This is a genomic window from Acidimicrobiales bacterium (assembly GCA_033344915.1).
GTDB lineage: Bacteria > Actinomycetota > Acidimicrobiia > Acidimicrobiales > Aldehydirespiratoraceae > JAJRXC01.
This window is the reverse complement of record JAWPML010000001.1, coordinates 423,217-442,736: the sequence shown is the minus strand read 5'-3', so window position 1 is coordinate 442,736 and position 19,520 is coordinate 423,217. Positions and strand designations below refer to the sequence as shown.

The window sequence follows — 19,520 nt, the reverse complement described above, 5'->3', positions numbered from 1 at the left end:
GAGCGTAGGTCAGCCCGACGCGTCCACACCGATCTGCTCGAAGAGCCACGGCAGGACCTCGTCGATGCCCCGGTCGCTCAGGTGCACCCCGTCGTCGCGGCGGGAGAGTTCCTGATCGCTCCCGACCGGCCCGATGAAGGACGGATAGTCCAGCATGAGGACGTCATCTCCGGCGGCATCGGCCACGTCCCCCACCAGCGCGTTGAGCGACTCGATGCGGGCGGGGTCGTTCTGCGGCGTGACCTCGCGGTTCAGCGCTGCCCCTTCGAGGATGTAGAGCGACGCACCGGTGCTGGTGAGCAGATCGATCGCCTCGGTGAACTCCGATCGCGCGTAGTCGTCGAAGACCGGCTCGCCGACGTGGGTCCACTGGTCGTCGTTGAGTCCGGGCACGAGCCGATCCGTCACGTCCCACGGCGACACGTGGGTGATCACGATGTGAGGTCGGAACTCCTCGAGGATCGTCGGCCACGAGACGACGTTGTACTCGGTCACCACAGCGGGATCGACCGGGTCGGCCCAGTCCGAGCAGATGTCCCCCACCGGCCCCTCGAGCCCTTCGGGCACCCGCTTCAGGCCCTCCCGGATGGTTCCGCAACCGATGTGGGCTTCGTTGAACGCCACGATGCCGGCGTCCGGGTTCTCGAGCGTCCAGTCGACGAGGGCGACCCCGATCTGGTCGACGACCGAGTCGCCGACCGTCAGGATGCGCACCGTGCCGTCACCCTCGTCGGGCACGCCGTCGACCTCGGCACCGATGTCGGATTCGGCGGGCGACGCGCCCAGCCCGTCCACGGGCTCCGCGGCGGCCTCGTCGACGATCACGATGCGTTCGACGATCTCCGGCGGCACCCGCGTGTAGGCGAGGAGGAGCCCACCGAGGATCACCACCACGGCGCCGGCCCCGGCGAACCAGGCGGTCGACGGCACGAGCGGCCGGAACGAGAACGGCCACGTGCGCTTGACGAAGGGCTGCTCGATCAGGTGGAAGGACGCCACCGACACCAGCACGGTGAGCGTGAGGTGGAAGGCGAGGAGCGGGTAGCCGGTGACATTGTCCACGCCGAACAGGGCGCCGGCCCGCCCCGGCGTCACCAACAGGTAGATCGGCCAGTGATAGAGGTACAGGCCGTAGCTGATCCGCCCGGCGTAGCGGAACGGCAGCGACGCGAACAGTCGGTGTAGCGGGCTCCACGGTGCGTCCTGGGCCATGCCGAACATCGCCACACCGGCGGCCACCGCGATCAGCAGGAACCCGCCGTTCTCGAAGAGCCACGCGTCGCGCTCGCTCACGGTGAGCACGGCCCAGAGGTGCAGCGCGGTGGCGGGATACGCCAGCAGCGCGGCGAGCCGCGTGCCGAGTCGGGTGCGGGGCGACCCGTACAGATTGATCGCCAGCGCCATCGCGATGCCGACGAACAGCGCCTGGGCCCGGGTGTCGGTGCCGTAGTAGGCGCGGCTCGGGTCCTCTCCCTCGACATGGACGCGGGTCATCCACCAGGCGGACGCGAGCGCGCCGGCGACCGACAACGCCAGCAGGATCTCCCGGCCGCGACGGCCGCCCCACCGCAGTCCGGCGATGATGAACAGGGGCGCGAACAGGTAGAACTGCTCCTCGATCGCGAACGACCAGACGTGCTTCAACGGCGACGGCGCGCCGAACTGCTCGAAGTACGAGACATCGGCGGCGATCTCGTGCCAGTTCGCGCTGTAGGTCAGCGCCGACACGATCGCCCCCGTCCAGCGATCCACGATCTCGGGATCGCTCACGATCGCGAGATAGATGCTGAGGAACCCCAGCACGAGGAACAGTGCGGGGAACAGTCGTCGCACCCGGCGGCCGGCGTAGGCCCCCAGATCGATGCCGCCGGTGCCGTCCCACTCCCTCAGCGCGATGCTCACGATGAGGTAGCTCGACAGCACGAAGAAGAGGTCGAGGCTGAGGATGCCACCCGGCACGATGTCGGGGCCGCCCTGGATCGACGACGGACGGGCGTGGTACAGCAGCGGCCCCATGATCACCCAGAAGCCCCGCATCCCGTCGAAGGTTGGGATGTAGCGGAAGCGGGGCCGCTCGGGTGCCGTCACGTGAGACCCATCGCCGCGAGGAGCCACGGCGCGATCTCGTCGAGCCCGGCCTGGGTGAGGTGCACACCGTCATCGCGCAGGTCGGCGTCGCGCGCCTCGCCGACGGGGCCGATCCAACCCGGATAGTCGATCTGCGTGATGGACGCCCCGGTCTCGGCGACGACGGCCTCGATCGACTCGGTGACGAGGGCATTGATCCCGTCGACCCGGTCCCGGTGGTCCTCGGGGAGCAGTCCCCGGTTCAGGTACGGCGACATCATCCAGTAGACGTCCGCGCCCGAGGCCGTCAGCACCTCGTTGGCGAGCGTGTACTCGTCGAGCACGTAGGCGTCGTAGGCCGGGTCGCCGATGGACACCCAGTCCTCCGCCACGCCCGGCACGATGCGGTCGGCGACGTCCCACGACGACACATGGGCGAGCACGACATCGGGGCGGAACAGCTCGATGGCGGTCGGCCAGGAGATGACCTCGGCGGCCGCGACCTCGTGCGGAGCGACCGGCACGTTCCAGTTCGAACAGACGTCGCCCACGGGACCCTCGTCCGTCTCGTTCACCCGCTTGTCGCCGTAGCGCACGACGCCACAGCCGAGGTGGCTCTCGTTGAACACGACGACATCGGCGTCCGTGTCCTCGCCGTAGAGGTGCAGCGCCCAGCCGATCTGCGCCATCACCGAATCGCCCACGACGAGGATCCGGGGCGCGTCGGTGTCGTCCGCGTTCAGCGCGGCGTCGTTGTCGATCCCTTCGCCGACGTCCGCGCCCGCGATGTCGTCGCGTCCGAAGTCGACCTCGTCGTCGGCTTCGACCGGCACCTCGATGATCACCTGCTCGATGTCGTTCGGACGGTCGCTGTTCGCCCAGAGCAGTCCGCCGAGGATGGCGATGATGGCGATCGCGCCGGCCAGCGCGCCATTGCGCATGTCGAGCGAGACGCCGGTCCAGGGGAACCGCCGTTTCGTGAACGGCTGCTCGATCAGGTGGAACGACGCGATGGCCACCATGAAGGTGATCACCAGATGGATCGCGAGCAGGACGTAGCCGCTCGGATCCTCGATGCCCGTCCACCGGCTCGCCCGCTCGCGGGTGACGAGCAGGTACACCGGCCAGTGGTACAGGTACAGCCCGTAGCTGATCCGGCCGACGTAGATGAACGGCCGCGACTCGAAGATCCGGTGCAGCGGGCTCCACGGCGCGTCCTGCGACAGTCCGTGGAGGATGATCGCCGACATCACCGCGGCGAGCAGGAATCCGCCCTGGTCGAACATCCACGCATCGCGCTCCGACACGTTCGTGACCGCCCAGAAGAACCAGATCGTCGCGGGGTAGGCGAGGACGGCGACGAGCCTGCTGTTGAGCGCGCTGCGGACGGGTCCCCACATGCGCACCATGACGGCCATCGCGATGCCCACGAAGAACGCCTGGGCCCGGGTGTCGGTGCCGTAGTACGCCCGACTGATCGAGTCGACGTCGGTGTGGACCCGTGACATCCACCAGGCCGAGAGCAGGGCGCCCGCTACCGAGGTGATCAGCAGGGCCTGCCGGAACCGGCTGGGGAACCAGCGGTGCAGGGCGATGATGAACAGGGGCGCGAAGAGATAGAACTGTTCCTCGATCGAGAACGACCAGACGTGCTTCAGCGGCGACGGGTTGGTCCACTGCTCGAAGTAGTCGACGCCACTGCCGATCTCGTACCAGTTGGCGACGTAGAGCAGCGCCGACACCATCGCACCCGTCCAACGGGGAACGAGATCGGGATCGCTCAGCGCCAGGTACAGGGCGAGGAAGGCGATGAGCGTGAACAGCGCCGGGAAGAGTCGCCGGACCCGTCGCCCCGCGTAGGCGACGAGGTCGATCCGGTCCGTCGACTCGATCTCGTTGAGCGCGATCCCGGTGATCAGGTAGCTCGAGAGGACGAAGAACATGTCCACGCCGAGGATGCCGCCGGGCAGGATGTCCGGACCGCCCTGCACGCTCTCGGGACGGGCGTGGTAGAGCAGCGGCCCGAAGACGACCCAGAACCCCCGCATGCCGTCGAGCGCGGGGATGTACTTGAACCGCTTGCGCGCCGCGGCCGCGTCAGGCGCGGTCTGGGTGGGCGAGTCGGTCACGGCAGGGCACTCTCGGCGGCGAACATGGTCCGGGTCGTGGGGACGCTAGTGGCCCGGGCGCCGCTACGAACCAGACGGCAATACCCTGCGACCCCATGGCCTCCCCGAGTCGTCGAGCGTGGTGGACCCCCGACGACCGCGAGATTCTACGTCTCGCCTTCCCCGCTCTGGGAGCCCTGGTCGCCGAACCGCTCTACATCCTCGCGGACACGGCGGTCGTCGGTCGGCTCGGCACCGCCCAACTCGGCGGGCTCGCCCTCGCGTCGTCGCTGCTGCTGATCGGCCACGCCGTCTTCATCTTCCTCGCGTACGGGACGACCTCGGCGGTCGCCCGCCTGCTCGGCGCCGGCGAGCACCGCCGAGCCGCCCATCAGGCCGTGCAGTCGCTGTGGCTCGCCGGCCTCGTAGGTGTCGGCCTCCTCCTCGCCGGACTGGCCGCCGGGCCGTCGCTGATCTCGGCGATGGGCGGCACGGGGGAGGTCGCCGCGAACGCGGAGGTCTATCTCCGGATCAGCCTGTTCGGCGTGCCCGCGATGCTCATCGGCCTCGCCGGCGTGGGGTACCTACGCGGGCTCCAGGACACCGCCCGCCCGTTCTACGTCGCGCTCGCGACCGCCCTGCTCAACCTCGTGCTCGAACTCGTGCTGATCTACGGGTTCGACCAGGGAATCGGCGCCTCCGCGCTCTCGACCGTCGTCGCCCAGTGGGTGGCGGCCGGGGTGTTCGTCTGGTGGATCCGTCAGGCCGTCGCACGACAGGGCGTCGGCCTGCGCCCGGACGCGGCCGTCATCCGTGAGGTCGCGGGAGACGGCGTCGACCTGTTCCTGCGCACGGCGGCGCTGCGCGGGTCGCTCACCATCACCCTCGCCGTCGCCGCCCGTATCGGTGACGACGACCTAGCGGCGCACCAGATCGCGTTCGAGATCTGGAACCTCATGGCGCTGACGCTCGACGCTGTGGCGATCGCCGCGCAGGCGATGATCGGCCGCGAACTCGGTGCCGGCGACCCGCGACGGGCCCGCGCCCTCGGGCGGCGCATGACGCAGTGGGGGCTCACCTGCGGTGCCGCGCTCGGTGCCCTGGTCCTGGTGACGTCGCCCGTGCTCCCCCACGTGTTCACCGAGGACCCAGCCGTGCTCGGGCTCACGACGTTCCTGCTCATCCATGTCGCGCTCGCCCAGCCGGTCGCCGGTGTCGTGTTCGCGCTCGACGGCGTCCTCATCGGCGCCGGTGACCTCCGCTACCTCGCCTGGGCGATGTGGACGGCGGCCGTCGTCCTGATCGGCGGCGCCCTCCTCGTCCTTGCCGTCGACGCCGGCATCGGCTGGCTCTGGGTCTGCCTCCACGCCTGGATCACCGTCCGCGCGATCACCCTCGTCCTCCGTTTCCGCACCCCCGCCTGGCAGATCACCGGCGCAACCCGCCACTGACCCCCGAGGAATCTCTGACCCCCGAGCAATCTCTGGTCACGAAAGGGTCGAAATCGCCGGCCCAGGGCCCCTGGGAACGACCCTTTCGTGACCAGAGATTCCCGGTTTTAGGACTTCTGGGCGAGGAGTTGGGCGACGGCCTTGCCGTCGGCCTGACCCTTCGTGGCCTTCATGATCTGGCCGGTGAAGAAGCCCTGCATCTTCTTGCGGTCGCCGTCGTCGGCGCCGGTGAAACGGGCCCATTCGTCGGGATGGTCGGCGATGAGCTGGTCGACGAGGGACTCGAGCTCGCCGGTGTCCATCGCCTCGAAGCCACGGGCGGCCGCGTGATCGGCCGGACTTCCGCCCTGTTCGACGAGGTCGCCGAGGATCTGCTTGGCCTGCGTGGCGCTCAGCTCGCCGGCGGACTCCATGCGGATCAGCTCGGCGAACGCCTCACCCTCGACCTTCGACCAGTCCTCGACGGCGAGATCGTTCACGAGTCGGGTGACGACCTTCTCCGGGTCCGCACCTGCCTCGATGGCCGCCAGGGCCAACCCGTCCTGCCCGCGTTCGACCACGATCCCGACCGCGCTGGCGTCGACCCCCGACGCCTCGACGAGCGCGGCCCGTCGAGCCGCCGGAAGCGGTGGCATCGCCGCGTCGATGGCGGCGATGGTCTCGGCACTCGGCTCGAGGGGAACGAGATCGGGCTCCTGGAAGTAGCGGTAGTCGTCCGCGTCCTCCTTCGAACGACCGGACGTGGTGCGTCCGCCCTCCTCGTCCCAGTGCCGGGTCTCCTGATCGGGGGCGCCGTCGTTCGTCCACAGATCGATGTGGCGGCGCGCCTCGTATTCGATGGCGCGGCCGAGCGAACGCACCGAGTTGATGTTCTTGATCTCGCAGCGGGTGCGCAGTTCGGCGGACCCGTGGGGCCGCACCGACACGTTCGCGTCGACCCGCATCGACCCTTCCTCCATCCGCGCGTCGGACACGCCGGTGGCGAGCAGGATTCCCCGCAACTCCTCGACATAGGCCTTGGCGTGCTCGATCGTCCGCACATCCGGGCGGCTCACGATCTCGACGAGGGGGACGCCGGCCCGGTTGTAGTCCACGAGCGAGTACTCGGCGTCGTTGATCCGACCGCCACCGCCGACATGAGTGGACTTGCCGGTGTCCTCTTCGATGTGAGCCCGCTCGATGCCGACGACGAAGCCGTCACCGAGCACGACGCGGCCGTCCGTGTTGGTCGGCTGGTCGTACTGGGTTGTCTGGAAGTCCTTCGGCATGTCCGGGTAGAAGTAGTTCTTCCTGGCCATGACAGAACGGTTCACGTCGCACCCGAGGGCACGGCCGAGACGCATCGCCAGCTCGACGGCATGCTCGTTCATGACCGGCAGCGAGCCGGGCAGACCGAGACAGGTCGGGCAGACGTTCGTGTTGGGCTCGGACCCGAAGCGGTTCGCACACCCGCAGAACAGCTTGGTGGCCGTGTCGAGCTCGACGTGCACCTCGAGGCCGACGACCAGCTCCCATCCATCGGGCAGCGCCGGTTCGATCGGCGTGTCGTCCGTGGCGGCATCGGCGAAGAAATCGGTCACGACGCACCTCCCGCGGCGGCTTCGAGCACCGCGGCGACCTGGAACGTCAGTTCGTCGCCGAGCGCCGGGGCGAGCACCTGCACGCCGACCGGCAGACCATCGTCGCCGACGCCGTACGGCACCGAGATCCCGGGGTGGCCGGTGAGGTTCGAGGGGATGGTGCAGACGTCGTTGACGTACATCATCATCGGATCCGCCGTCCGCTCCCCCAGCGGGAACGCCGTGGTCGGCGCCGTCGGCGTGACGAGCACGTCGACCTTCTCGTAGGCCTCGGCGAACTCGCGCAGCATCATCGTGCGCACCTTCAGCGCCTTGCCGTAGAACGCGTCGTAGTAGCCCGCCGACAGGGCGTAGGTGCCGAGCATGATGCGCCGCTTCACCTCGGGTCCGAACCCGGCGGTGCGGCTGGCGGTGTTCATCTCCCCGGTCGTCGGCGCGTCGACCCGCAGGCCGTAGCGCACACCGTCGTAGCGGGCGAGGTTGCTGGACGCTTCGGCCGGCGCGACCAGGTAGTAGGCGCTGAGACCGAGCGTGGCGGAGGGCACCGAGATCTCCTCGACCGTGGCGCCGGCCGCGGCGAGGGCCTCGACCGCTTCCCGGGTCCGGGCGAGCACATCGGGCGACAGGCCGTCGACGGTGCCGGCCCCGCCGGACAGCTCGCGGATGATGCCGACCCGCAGGCCGTCGACGCCCCGCTCGAGCGCGTTCGACGCGCCCGGCGAGTAGTCCCGGATGGACGTGGAATCGAGCGGGTCGGGCCCGGCGATCACGTCGAACATCGCGGCGGCGTCGGCCACCGAGTTCGCGAACGGGCCGATCTGGTCGAGCGACGAGGCGAAGGCGATCAGTCCGTAGCGGCTGACGGCGCCATAGGTCGGCTTCATGCCGACGACACCGCAGAACGCGGCGGGCTGGCGGATCGATCCACCCGTGTCGCTCCCGATCCCGAGGGGCGTGAAGTCGGCGGCGACCGATGCCGCCGTGCCCCCGCTCGACCCGCCGGGCACGCGGGTGAGATCCCGCGGGTTGTGCGTGGGGCCGAAGGCGGAGTTCTCGGTGGACGAGCCCATCGCGAACTCGTCGAGGTTCGTCTTGCCGACGGCGACCGCGCCGGCCGCCCGGAGTCGAGTCACGACCGTGGCGTCGTAGGGCGGCTGCCAGCCTTCCAGGATCTTCGACGAACACGTGGTGGGGATGCCCCGCGTGCACATGTTGTCCTTCAGAGCGACGGGCACCCCGGCGAGCGGGCCCGGGTCGTCGCCCCGGGCGACGGCCGCGTCGACCGCTTCGGCCTCCGTGCGGGCCGCATCCGGGGTCACGAGGTTGAACGCGTGGATGGCGCCGTCGCCGGCTTCGATGCGGGCGAGGTGTTCGTCGAGGACATCGACCGCGCGGCGCTCGCCGGCCCGCACTGCGGCCGCGATGTCGAGCGCGCTCACGGCTCCTCCCCCAGCACCGGCGGCACCCGGAACTGCCCGGACTCCGCGAGCGGGGCCTGGTCGAGCACCTCGTCACGGTCGAGTGACGGCACGAGTTCGTCGGGGCGCAGCACGTTCACGATCGGCAACGGGTGCGAGGTCGGCGCGATGTCGCCGACGTCGAGCGCCTCGATGTCGGCCGCGTGCTCGAGGATGTCGCCGAGCTGGCCGGTGAAGAGGTCGATCTCCTCGTCGGTGAGCTCCAGGCGGGCCAACCGGGCGACGTGCTCCACGTCGCCGCGGGTGATTCGTTCAGACATGGAGACAGAGGATACGCAGCAGATGCCCGGACGCCCCGGGGGGTTATCGTGCCCTTCGTGTCACCCCACCCGTTTCTGAGCCCCGCCTGGATCGAGGCCGTCACCGAGATCCGCGACGAGTACCGCGACCGGATCCCGTCGTCGGACTTCCCGATCAGGGCCAACGTCACCATCACCGACGCGCCGTTCGCCGAATCGACCATCGTCGGGCACATCGACACGAGCGGCGGCGCCATCACCCTGGAGCTCGGCCATCTCGACGACGGCGACTTCGCGCTCGAGGCCACCTACGAGGTCGCCCACCAGATCTTCGTCGATCGCGACCCGCAACAACTGATGACGATCCTCGTGGGTGGTCAGGTGAAGCTCACCGGTGACTCGTCGAAGATCCTCGGCCTCGCCGGCATGGCGGCGCCGCCGGATCCCGAGTCCGAGTCCACGTCGCTCGCCCGCGAGGTCGTGCGCCGGATCGACGACATCACCGCCAAGCCCGAGGACTGACTCGGCCTCAGCCGATGAGCTCGGTGGCGATCCGGACCGGCGTGCCGAAGTCGTGCACCTCACCCGCCGGCGGATCCGTGGCCAGCACGGGCAGGGCCGGATCACCGATCACTCCCGGGACCTCGAAGCCGCTCGCCTTCAGCTCCTCGGTCGCCTCGCCGACGGTCAGACCGATCACGTTGGGGACCGGCCGGGGCGGAGGTCCGGTGGAGACGACGACCTCGACCACCGAGTCGGCGTCGACCCAGGCACTGGGCCCCGGACGGAACTCGACGACCGCGCCCACGGGCACGTCCTCGGAGGGCTCCTCCACGACTTCGGCGACCAGACGGCGGTCGGCGAGCACCTGACGGGCCTCCTCGAGGTCGAGCGACTCGGGGACGGCCGGCACCTGACGCTGTGACGGTCCGGCCGACACGACGATGTCGACGCTGGAGCCCGGCTCGACCTCGGTCTGTCCGGGTTCGAGCCGGACCTCCAACACGAGGCCACTCTCGACGGTCTCGCTCTCCTCGGCGATCACACGGCCGACGGAGAGCCCGACGCTCTCGAGCAGGGCCTCGGCCGAGACCTCGGTCTCGCCGATCAGCTCGGGGACGCGCACGAGCTCCTCACCCTTCGAGACCACGACGGTGAGGATCTCGCCTTCTTCGAGCTCCGTGCCCGGCGGCGGGTCGACCCGCAGCACCTCGCCGGCCGTGCTGCCGTCCTGTCGCCCGTCCTCGAGGCTGAGCACCCAACCGCCCTCGAGCGCGGCGCTGGAGGCGTCCTCCGCGGTGCCGCCGACCAGATCGGGCACGGCCATCGCCGGCGTCTGGTTGTCCCGGATGGCGAACACGGCGCCGACCACGCCCGCGATGAGCGCGAGGACGGCGACCACGATCAGCGGCCACCGCCGATCGCTGTCGTCGTCCTCCGCAGGAAGCGCGGGCACCGGCTCCGGCGGGGTCGACGTGGCGACGGGATCGGCGACGAGCTGTGTCCGGTCCCCGGCCGAGGGGTCGATCGTCGGGCCGACGAGCGGGAGCATCCCGGGGCGGGGAAGGTCCTCCGCCGCCTCGAGGAATCCCCGCACGAACTCAGCCGCGGTCGGCCGGTCGTCCGGGTCGATCGCGCCCGCTCGCCGCAGCGTCGCGCCGAGCGGACCGACATCCGGATGCGGTTCGAACGGGGTGTCCGCCCGCGCCATCAGCGTCGCGATCGCGGTGTCCGCCACGAACGGAAGCTCACCGCTCACGGCCTCGTTGACAGTCAGCGCCAATGCGTAGACATCCGCCGCGGGACCGACCTTCTCGCCCCGGGCCTGCTCGGGTGCGGCATAGCGCGCGGTGCCGACCATCGACCCGTCGGGCTCGGTCCACCCCGCCTCGGCCAAGGCACGGGCCAGGCCGAAGTCCGCGATGCGGAGGCGTCCGCCCTCGCCGAACAGGAGGTTGGCCGGCTTGATGTCGCGATGGACGAGACCTTCGCCGTGGGCGTATTCGAGACCGCGGGCGGCCTCCAGCCCGACGAGCAGTCCCTGCGACGTGGTGAGACGGTGCCCCGCCCGGATCATCGACTCGAGCGAACCGCCGCCCAGGTACTCGCTGACGAGATAGGGCACGTCGTCGTTGCCCCAGTCGTACACGCCGAGGACGTGCGGATGGTTCAGCGAGGCGGCGGCCTGCGCCTCGGCGCGGAACCGCCGCAGGAACCCGTCATCCGCGGCGAGTGCCTCGTGGAGCACCTTGACGGCGACGCGGCGTCGCAGGGTGATGTCGTCCGCCAGGAACACCTGGGCGGAGGCGCCGACCCCGATCGGCGAGATGATGCGATAGCGCCCGCCGAGCACGCGACCGACGGAACCGTCGGAGGAAGGCGAAGCGGCGGAGACCATCGCGACAACGTACAAGCCGCCCGACCACGGACGGTGGCTCCCCCCGGCACGAGATTGTCCGGCCGGATCTGCGAGGATTGTCGCCGTGCAGCGCAAACAGCAGCTCATCTTCGCGGCGATGGTCCTGACCGGCATCGGGTTCTTCGTGGTGGCGGGGCTGATCGGCCGCAGCGACCCGCCGGACGCGGCGCTGCGGATCCCCGGCATCGAGGGGCTCATCCCCGAACGGGGCGACGAAGTGCTCCAGCAACAACGGGTCGGCATCGACCTCGAACCGGGTTACGTCGTCCGGTCGATGACGATCTCGTCCGATGCTCGCTGCACCACGCCGGTCGAGGTCGTCGACTTCGGCCGCTACACCGAGGGCCTCAACCTCTTCGTCTATCAGCCGGACGAAGGCAAGCCCGTCACCCAGCTGGCGCCTGACGCCAACTGCGTCCAGATCATCTTCGAGGACCTCCAACGTCCGGGCGAACTGCTCGACGTGGAGTGGTCGTTCACCGTCAACTGAGCCGGTCGACGAGGGCCACCAACTCGTCCATCGCCGTCGCAGGATCCGCACCGACGACGATGCCGTGCATGCCGATGCCGCGAGCGGCCGCCACGTTGGCGTCCATGTCGTCGAGGAACACCGCCCGCTCCGGCGCAACGCCCAACTCGCCGAGCGTGTGGTGATAGATCGCGGGGTCGGGCTTGCGCATCCCGACCGCCGAACTGTCGATCACGACGGACATCAGATCCATCGGCACGATGCTGTGCCATCCGCCGGTGTCGGACTGCGAGAACTCCCGCACGTTGTTCGTGATGATCGCCTGGGCGATCCCCCGTCCGTGGAGACGCCGGACGGTGTCGGTCACCACCGTTCGATCAGCCGGGTCGTTGCCGAACCGGGCGAAGAAGTCCATCAGGGTGAACTCGACGCCGAGCGCGGCGACCGCCGCCTCCACTTCGGCCCACGCCTCCTTCAGCGGGATCTCACCCCGCTCGACCCGATGCCAGGTGTGGTCGCCGTCGAGGTGATACGGCCCGAACACCGCGGTGAACACCTCGTCCGGGTCGAGGGCGTGCTCTGCGGCGAGGTGGGCGACGGCATCGACCGGCCGACCCGAGAACACGCCGCCGACGTCCCAACACACCGCTTCGATCATGGCGGCAGGTTGGCGGGCCTCGGCGACGCAGACAAATCGGCGGACGATCCGTCAGCCGTGGACCGACATGGACGAGTCGGCGTTGATCTCGCGGTTGCGGCTGAAGAACCCGACGTTCAGATCCCGACCCGTGTAGCGACCGACGCTGACGACCGGATCGTGGTCGTGGTCGTGACCCGCCTCGACGGCCTCGATGAGGTCTGCCATGACCTGACCGGCGACCCCGGCGTTCTTGTACTGGTTGCCGCTGGTGCCGATCGCCACGTAGAAGCCGTCGAGCGCGGTGCGGTCGTAGATCGGCAGCCAGTCGTCGCTCACGTCGTAGAGGTCCACGATGCCCTTGCGCTCGTGGGGAACACCCAGATCGTTGATGCGCCGGTTGGCCCGCAGCACCTGCATGTGCCACTGCTCCTCGCCGATCGAACGGTCGTAGTCGTCGGGATCGACGAACTCGCGGGGATCGCAGGCCGCGTCCACGCTGCCGAGCAGCACATGGTTGCCGACCTCGGGTCGGCAGTAGAACCCGACGTCGTCGTCGGCCACGACCACACCGCTCGCCTCGAAGTCGATCCCCGGCGGTGACGGCACGTGGTGCACCTCGTGGCGCAACGCTGCGGTCTTGATGTTCATCTCGTCGAGGACACCGGCCATCCGGTTGATCACCGCGCTGTGGGGCCCCGCGACGTTGACGACGACGGGGGCCGCCACTCGACCCCCATCGGCGAACGTGACGCCACTGACCCGCCCGTCGGTGCGGTCGACCGACACGACCTCGCGGTTGAACAGGAAGCGCGCGCCATGGGCCTCGGCTCCCCGCTGGAGGTTGTGGCACGACAGCTGCGGGTCGGAGACGTAGCCGCCGTTGGGGGTGTAGATCGCGCCGGTGATCGTCGCTTTCGGGTCGTCCCAGAACGTGGGGTCCTCGGGCCGCTTCGGTGGCCCGTACATACCGTGGTCGAGCCACGGGAACCGTGTCGACAGTTGGTCGAGGTCGAGCCGTTCGAAGGGGATGTCGAGCTTCGCCCACAACTCCGCCACTCGCTCGGCCCGGGGATCGGTCTCCGAGGTCATGACGAGCTGGCCGCATTCGTGGTACTCGATCAGCCCGAGCTCGTCGTCCGTGCCGATGTGGTCCGCCCAGTTCGGCCAGTACTGGCCCCCTTCCCACGCGAAGTTCACGCCCTCCTCGGTGGAGTAGCTGAAGCGGATGATGGCGCAGGAGTTGATGGTCGACCCGCTGCCGGCCGCGGCGGCCTTGTCCACGTTGACGGTGGCGTGACCACGACGCGAGAGCTCGAGCGCAAGGGCGCAACCGATGACTCCGGCGCCGATGATGACGACATCGGCGGATTCGGTGGGTGCTGTGTCGGACATCGTCAGCTCCAACTTCCGTCGCGCGTCTGACGCGCCATCTCGTCGATCAACAGCGGACCCGGATCCTGCCAGCCCTCGGGTTTCAGGATCTTGCCGTCGTCGCGACGGATGACACGACCGTCGACGACCTTCTGCATGTTGGCCCCGTGGACGATGGCGAAGACGCGATCGAGGTTGAGACCGTGACGGACCGCGGTGTCACAGATGTAGTAGATCGCATCGACGAGCGCGTCGGCCTGTTCGGCGTGGTCGGTCGCCTCTCGCAGCTCGTCGAGCTCGTCGTTCACCATCTCGGCGATGAACTCGACCGCCGTGGCGTCCATCAGCTGCGGCGTCCTCGGATTGGTGCCGTCGTTGCACGCATCGCTGAACTCCTTGACGGAGGTGGTGTAGGTCATGCTTCTCCTTCGTCGGATCGGAACTCCTCGGGCAGCTGCCCCGTCTCGAGCAGCGCGACGAACGCCGCCTCGTCGATCACCGGCACGCCGGCCTCCTCGGCCTTGGTGACCTTGGACGCGCCCGGTTCGGCCCCGACGACGAGCGCGAGCGTCTTCTTCGAGACGCTGCCGGGCGACTTCCCGCCCCGGGCCACCACGGCCTCCTTGGCGCCGTCGCGGGTGAAGCCCTCCAACGTGCCGCTGACCACCACCGCGTGGCCGTCGAGCGTCTTCTCGAGCGAGTCGTCGACCCGGGCGGCCTCGAGGGTGAGTCCCGCGGCGCGGAGCCGGTCGACGAGGTCGCGGGCCGCGTCCTGGGCGAACCAGGCGTGGACCGCCTCCGCGATCACGGTGCCGAAGCCGTCGACGGCGGCGATCTCCTCGACCGACGCGTCCATGATCCGATCGATCGTGCCGAACGCCGAGGCGAGGGTCTGGGCGTTCACCTGGCCGATCTCGGGGATCCGCAGACCGAACAGGACGTTGCCGAGCGGTTTCTCCTTCGACGCCTCGATGGCGCCCCGAAGGTTGTCGACGGACTTCTCCTTGAATCCCTCCATCGCCAGGATCGCGTCGAAGTCGAGCGAGTAGAGCCCGGCCACGTCCTCGAGCAGCCCGGCCGTCACGAACCGGTCCACGTTCTTCTCGCCGAGGAACTCGATGTCCATCGCGTAGCGGCCGGCCCAGTGTTCGATGCGCCCGCGCACCTGCCGCGGGCACGCGAAGTTCACACAATGGGTGGCGGCGACACCGGCCGGCCGCACCAGCGCCTGACCGCACACCGGACAGTTCTTGGGGAAGACCCACGGCTTGGAGCCCTTGGGCCGCTCGCTGAGGACGGGGCCGACGACTTCGGGGATGACGTCACCGGCGCGGCGCACGATGACCCGGTCGCCGGGGCGCACGTCCTTCTCCGCCACCTGATCCTGGTTGTGCAACGTGGCCGTGCCGACGGTGACGCCACCGACGAACACGGGATCGAGCACGGCGAACGGCGTCGCCTGCCCGGAGGGCCCGATCGACACCTCGATGTCGAGCAGGGTCGTTGTTCGCTCCTCAGGAGGCAGCTTGTAGGCGATCGCCCACCGGGGCGCCTTCGCATCGGCGCCGAGCTCGCGCTGGAGTCGGAGATCGTCCACCTTCACGACCACGCCGTCGAACTCGTAGTCCAGGTCGTGGCGCATCGCGTTGAGCGCCTCGACCCGGGCGCTGACCTCGTCGATGGTCGAACACGTGACGGTGTGCTCGTTGACCGGGAAACCGAGCGAGCCGAGCCAGTCGAGCGTTGCCGTGTGGGTCGGCAGGTCCGGGCCGCCGTCGACGAGACCGAGTTGGTACGAGAAGAAGGACAGCTCGCGATCGGCGGTGATCCCCGCGTCGATCTGACGGAGGGAGCCGGCCGCGGTGTTGCGAGGATTGACGTAGAGCTTCGGCTCCCGCCCGGCGGCCTCCGCCTCGGCCCGCTGGCGTTCGTTGAGCGCGGCGAAGCTCGACAACTTCATGTACACCTCGCCCCGCACCTCCAGCACCGGCGGCGCGCTTTTCGGGAGCTCGGTCGGGATGTCGCCGATCGTGCGCACATTGTGGGTGACGTCCTCCCCGACGGCGCCGTCGCCCCGGGTTGCGCCGCGCACCAGTGCGCCGTTCTCGTAGCGCAGGCTGATGGCGAGCCCGTCGAACTTCAGCTCCACCGAGTAGGCGGGCACCGGCTTGCCCTCCAGGCGCCGCTCGACGCGTTGGCTCCAGGCCGCCAGCTCGTCGAGGTCGAACGCGTTGTGCAGCGACATCATCCGCACCTCGTGGACGACCGGCGCGAACGCGGTGTTGACCTGGCCACCGATCCGGCGGGTGGGCGAGTCGCCCGTGGCGAGCTCGGGATGCGCTTCCTCGAGTTCGAAGAGCTCGCGCAGGAGGCGGTCGTAGTCCGCATCCGGGATCTCGGACGTGTCCTGCTCGTAGTACGCCTCGGCGTGTCGGTTGATCACCTCGCGGAGCTCGGCGATCCGTTCGGCGGGAGTCGGGGCAGCCATCGGCGCGACCCTAGTGCGACCCACTGACACCGGGCCGCGCCGAGCGACCGCTCCGTACCGTTTCACGGGTGGGCACGGATCGGGCCGGTGTGGGAGCGTTTCCGGCGATGCTGGACCGTCTCCGAACGGAGCCCGAGCGGCTCGTCCACTGGGCTGCGATCGCGGCCTGGATCGTGACGTTCTTCGTCCTCGGGGCGGCCCTGGACGACGGACTCGCCGACTGGGACCACAACACGCTGGTGATCGACCTCGCGGTACAGGGCGTCTGGTTCGTCGGCGTGCTGACCTCGCTGACCCTCCCGGCGCCCGTGACGCTCACCGCGGCTCGCATCGCGGTGCCGGGCACGATCCCGGTGGCGCTGTGGGCCGCGACCCAGTCCGACGACACCACGGCGACGGTCATCGGTCTCGTCGCCGCCGTCGTCGTCAGCGGGCTCGTCCTGAGTTCGGCGTTCGGCGATCGCTTCATCGACGGGGCCAGCTACGGCGACGAACGCCGATTCGCGCTCCGGCCGCCCGGGCCGGTCCTGATCGGACTCGTCGTACCCACCTGGATGGTCACCGTCGCCGGTGCCCTTGCGGGACCGTTGCTGCTCGGCGACGAACAGTGGGTCCTCGGCAGCGTCGTCACCGCGCTCGGGTGGACGATCGCCTTCTTCGCCGGCCGGACGCTCGACAACCTCACGCGGCGCTTCCTCGTGTTCGTGCCGAATGGCCTCGTCGTCCACGACCTCACCGTGATGCGCGAGCCCGTGCTCTTCCAGAAGCGCGAGATCGCCGGCATCGCACCGGCCCTCGCCCACACGACGGCGGCCGACATGACCAGCGCCGCGCTCGGCCTCGCCGTCGAACTGAAGTTCGGCACGCCGATCGAGCTGCCGGTCGTGACCGGCCGCACGACGACCGAGGAACAGACCCTTCGATCGATCCTCATCTCCCCCACCCGCCCCGCATCCGTCCTCCGCGTCGCCCAGACCCGCGGCTTCCCCATCACCTGACCCATACCTTCTGGGGTCAGACCCCATTACGTACTTTCTGGGGTCAGACCCCCGTACTTTCTCCCGGGTGAAGCAGGGGTCTGACCCCCGCTTCACTTCAGCGAGTGGCGATGCCGCCGCCGGTGACGAGGTCATCGACGTAGGCGACGACGCTCTGGCCGGGGGCGATCCTGCGGTGGCCGGCCGTCCACTCGACCCGACCGTCGACGACCCGGCCGGGCTCGGCGCGACCGTGGGCGCTGCACTGGAGCATCACCTCACCGTCGATGGGGCGCCCGATCCACGTCCAGCTGTCCAGCGGCGTGTGGTCCACCGTCAGGTCGGCCTTCTCGCCCACGGTCACCGTGCTGCTCGCGGGGTCCACGTCGACGACATAGCGGGGGTCCGTGCCGCCGGCGAGCCCGAGGCGCTTGCGCTGTCCGATCGTGACCATCTCGATCGCCGGCACCGTCCCGACCTCCACGCCGTCCCGATCGACGACACGACCTCGCCGCAGCGGGATCCGATCACCGAGGAACGTCTCCCGGCCGTGCTCGTTCGTGATGAAGCAGACGTCCTGGCTCTCGGGCTTGTGTGCAGTCCGCAGATCCAGGTCCGCGGCGAGCGCCCGCACGTCCGCCTTCGTCATCCCCCCGAGCGGCAGCACGAGCCGCCCGAGCACGTCCTGGTCGAGCACATGGAGGACGTAGGACTGGTCCTTGGCCGCGTCCGCGCCCCGCCCGAGCCGGGGCCCGTCGGGGGTCGCCACAACGCGGGCGTGATGCCCGGTGGCGACCCGGGTGAAGCCGAGCGCGTCCGCCCGGCGCAGGAGCCGGTCGAACTTGAGATGCCGGTTGCACTCGATGCACGGATTGGGCGTGCGCCCCGCCGCGTGATCGGCGACATACGGCCCGACCACGTCGCGTTCGAAGTCGTCGCCGAAGTTGAACACGTGGTGCTCGATCCCCAGCCGATCCGCGACCCGGCGGGCGTCGTCGACGTCGCTCACCGCGCAACACCCGGTGTCGCTCGGCCCGCCCCACAGCTTCATCGTGACCCCGACGACCTCGTGGCCGGCCTGCTGGAGCAGCGCCGCGGCGACGGACGAGTCGACGCCGCCGGACATCATCACCATGACGGGTCCGTCGTCGGTAACCCCGGCGGGGGCGATGCGGTCAGAAGGCACATGACCAGCGTAAGTTCTCGACCATGACTCGACGCACTCGCATCGCCGGAGTCGGTTCGTTCGTTCCCGATCGTGTGGTGACGAACGACGACCTGACGCAATGGATGGACACTTCGGACGAGTGGATCCAGAGCCGCTCGGGCATCGAGGAACGCCACTGGGTCGAGCCGGACAACACCACGACGAGCGACCTCGGCCTGGAGGCGGCGAACAAGGCGATGGCCGCGGCCGGCATCACCCCGGCCGACCTCGACATGATCCTCTTCGCGACGCTCTCACCCGACCACGAGTTCCCCGGCACCGCCTGCTTCCTCCAGGCGAAGCTCGACTGCCCGAAAATCCCCGCCATCGACGTCCGCCAGCAGTGCAGCGGCTTCGTCTACGGCATGGCCCAGGCGGACATGTTCATCCGTGGCGGCATGGCCGACACGATCCTGCTCGTCGGCGCCGAGATCCATTCCAAGGGCCTCGATGTCTCCACCGAGGGCCGCGACATCACGGTGCTGTTCGGTGACGGTGCCGGCGCCGCGGTTCTCCGGGCGACCGAGGTCGACGACCCCGCGACGCAGCCCCACATCTACTCGTCGCACCTCCACGCCGACGGCAGCTACGCCAAGGAGCTGTGGACCGAGGGTCCGTCGATGACGTTCGCGCCCAACCGGTGGGACAACGACTGGCTCGAACGCAAGGCCCAGTACCCCCGCATGAACGGCAAGACCGTGTTCAAGCACGCCGTCACCCGGATGCCCGAGGTGGCCATGGAGGCGCTCGACACCAACGGGTTCACGGTCGACGACGTCGACCTCTGGATCTTCCACCAGGCCAACATGCGCATCAACTACTTCGCCGCCAAGCAGCTCGGTATCGAGGACGACGACAAGGTCTTCAACACGATCCAGCGGTTCGGCAACACGACGGCCGCGACGATTCCGATCGGGCTCGACGAGGCGCTGAAGGCCGGCAAGCTCGAACCGGGGATGCTCGTCTGCATCGCCGCGTTCGGCGCCGGGTTCACCTGGGCGAGTTCGCTGGTCCGCTGGGGCTGAG

At 69.4% G+C, this 19,520-nt stretch carries 16 protein-coding genes; 5 read left to right on the top strand and 11 right to left on the bottom strand.

What is annotated here, in order from left to right; genetic code table 11:
* Positions 1 to 9: 9 nt before the first annotated feature.
* Both R8F63_02075 and R8F63_02070 read right to left on the bottom strand, forming a co-directional pair.
* Complete coding sequence (locus R8F63_02075) at positions 10 to 2,088, bottom strand: acyltransferase family protein (GenBank protein MDW3217376.1); 2,079 nt, start codon at positions 2,086 to 2,088, stop codon at positions 10 to 12.
* Positions 2,085 to 4,196 carry an acyltransferase family protein gene (locus tag R8F63_02070; protein ID MDW3217375.1) on the bottom strand — a complete coding sequence of 704 codons (2,112 nt, stop codon included), beginning with the start codon at positions 4,194 to 4,196 and terminating at the stop codon, positions 2,085 to 2,087. The genes R8F63_02075 and R8F63_02070 overlap by 4 nt, the downstream gene beginning before the upstream one ends.
* Positions 4,197 to 4,291: 95 nt before the next feature.
* Here R8F63_02070 and R8F63_02065 point away from each other — a divergent pair, with 95 nt between their 5' ends.
* On the top strand, positions 4,292 to 5,626 hold the full coding sequence (locus tag R8F63_02065; protein MDW3217374.1) for an MATE family efflux transporter: 1,335 nt from the start codon (positions 4,292 to 4,294) through the stop codon (positions 5,624 to 5,626).
* Positions 5,627 to 5,733: 107 nt separating this feature from the next.
* Here the strand turns inward: R8F63_02065 and gatB are convergent, their stop codons facing one another.
* The 3 genes from gatB to gatC are packed head-to-tail and all read right to left on the bottom strand — an operon-like array spanning position 5,734 to position 8,944.
* Complete coding sequence (gene gatB / locus R8F63_02060; protein ID MDW3217373.1) at positions 5,734 to 7,206, bottom strand: Asp-tRNA(Asn)/Glu-tRNA(Gln) amidotransferase subunit GatB; 1,473 nt, start codon at positions 7,204 to 7,206, stop codon at positions 5,734 to 5,736.
* The gene (gene gatA, locus R8F63_02055; GenBank protein ID MDW3217372.1) at positions 7,203 to 8,645 is read right to left on the bottom strand and encodes an Asp-tRNA(Asn)/Glu-tRNA(Gln) amidotransferase subunit GatA; all 1,443 of its coding nucleotides are present in this window, start codon (positions 8,643 to 8,645) and stop codon (positions 7,203 to 7,205) included. Before gatA ends, gatB begins: the two co-directional genes overlap by 4 nt.
* Positions 8,642 to 8,944, bottom strand: a complete 303-nt coding sequence (gatC, locus tag R8F63_02050; GenBank protein ID MDW3217371.1) for an Asp-tRNA(Asn)/Glu-tRNA(Gln) amidotransferase subunit GatC — start codon at positions 8,942 to 8,944, stop codon at positions 8,642 to 8,644. The genes gatA and gatC overlap by 4 nt, the downstream gene beginning before the upstream one ends.
* A gap of 57 nt (positions 8,945 to 9,001) precedes the next feature.
* Here gatC and R8F63_02045 point away from each other — a divergent pair, with 57 nt between their 5' ends.
* On the top strand, positions 9,002 to 9,445 hold the full coding sequence (locus R8F63_02045) for a hypothetical protein (protein ID MDW3217370.1): 444 nt from the start codon (positions 9,002 to 9,004) through the stop codon (positions 9,443 to 9,445).
* Between the two features lie 7 nt (positions 9,446 to 9,452).
* Here R8F63_02045 and R8F63_02040 read toward each other — a convergent pair whose 3' ends face one another.
* On the bottom strand, positions 9,453 to 11,321 hold the full coding sequence (locus R8F63_02040) for a PASTA domain-containing protein (protein ID MDW3217369.1): 1,869 nt from the start codon (positions 11,319 to 11,321) through the stop codon (positions 9,453 to 9,455).
* A gap of 85 nt (positions 11,322 to 11,406) precedes the next feature.
* Between R8F63_02040 and R8F63_02035 the strand changes: the two genes are divergently transcribed.
* Positions 11,407 to 11,832 (top strand): hypothetical protein, encoded by a 426-nt coding sequence (locus R8F63_02035; GenBank protein ID MDW3217368.1) that lies wholly within the window; start codon positions 11,407 to 11,409, stop codon positions 11,830 to 11,832.
* Here the strand turns inward: R8F63_02035 and R8F63_02030 are convergent.
* Genes R8F63_02030 through ligA form a run of 4 tightly spaced genes read right to left on the bottom strand, consistent with a single transcriptional unit; the run spans position 11,825 to position 16,310 of the window.
* A complete protein-coding gene (locus R8F63_02030) occupies positions 11,825 to 12,469 on the bottom strand; it encodes an HAD family phosphatase (GenBank protein MDW3217367.1) in 645 nt (214 codons plus the stop codon). The genes R8F63_02035 and R8F63_02030 overlap by 8 nt on opposite strands.
* Positions 12,470 to 12,520: 51 nt before the next feature.
* On the bottom strand, positions 12,521 to 13,843 hold the full coding sequence (locus tag R8F63_02025) for an FAD-dependent oxidoreductase (protein ID MDW3217366.1): 1,323 nt from the start codon (positions 13,841 to 13,843) through the stop codon (positions 12,521 to 12,523).
* 2 nt (positions 13,844 to 13,845) lie between these two features.
* Positions 13,846 to 14,241: a hypothetical protein gene (locus R8F63_02020; GenBank protein MDW3217365.1), complete on the bottom strand. Its 396-nt coding sequence runs from the start codon at positions 14,239 to 14,241 to the stop codon at positions 13,846 to 13,848.
* Complete coding sequence (gene ligA / locus R8F63_02015; protein MDW3217364.1) at positions 14,238 to 16,310, bottom strand: NAD-dependent DNA ligase LigA; 2,073 nt, start codon at positions 16,308 to 16,310, stop codon at positions 14,238 to 14,240. The genes R8F63_02020 and ligA overlap by 4 nt, the downstream gene beginning before the upstream one ends.
* A gap of 68 nt (positions 16,311 to 16,378) precedes the next feature.
* Here ligA and R8F63_02010 point away from each other — a divergent pair, with 68 nt between their 5' ends.
* Entirely contained in the window at positions 16,379 to 17,308 is a 930-nt protein-coding gene (locus R8F63_02010; GenBank protein ID MDW3217363.1) for a hypothetical protein, read from the top strand.
* Between the two features lie 97 nt (positions 17,309 to 17,405).
* On the opposite strand, the gene mnmA is transcribed toward R8F63_02010, so the two are convergent.
* Entirely contained in the window at positions 17,406 to 18,473 is a 1,068-nt protein-coding gene (gene mnmA / locus R8F63_02005) for a tRNA 2-thiouridine(34) synthase MnmA (protein ID MDW3217362.1), read from the bottom strand.
* 23 nt (positions 18,474 to 18,496) lie between these two features.
* Between mnmA and R8F63_02000 the strand changes: the two genes are divergently transcribed.
* Entirely contained in the window at positions 18,497 to 19,519 is a 1,023-nt protein-coding gene (locus tag R8F63_02000; protein MDW3217361.1) for a beta-ketoacyl-ACP synthase III, read from the top strand.
* Position 19,520 lies beyond the last annotated feature (1 nt).